The 256-nt window shown below is 48.4% G+C and carries 1 protein-coding gene; it reads left to right on the top strand.

The genetic code is table 11. The features are described 5' to 3' along the window. Positions 1-256 (top strand): ATP-binding cassette domain-containing protein (locus tag RMT89_RS44150; RefSeq protein ID WP_315889391.1); only part of this gene is annotated, 256 nt, incomplete at both ends.

Below are 256 nucleotides of genomic sequence, written 5' to 3'. Positions count from 1 at the left end.
CACCGACTTAGCCATAAGCCATCTGAGCTCAGTGGTGGTGAAAGACAACGTGTAGCTATTGCTAGAGCTTTGGTAACTAAGCCTGCCTTGGTGTTAGCAGATGAACCTACGGGTAATTTAGATCAGCATACGGCTGAGTCAATTTACCAACTACTGCGTGAGCTTAATCGTGAGTTTGCCACGAGCTTTGAAGTGGTGACCCATGATCGTGCTCTAGCCGCACGCCTAGATAAACAGTATGCCATGACGGATGGTC

The organism is Streptomyces sp. P17, assembly GCF_032436805.1.
In the GTDB taxonomy this organism is placed as follows: Bacteria; Actinomycetota; Actinomycetes; order Streptomycetales; family Streptomycetaceae; genus Streptomyces.
This window is presented reverse-complemented; position numbering and strand designations above follow the sequence as displayed.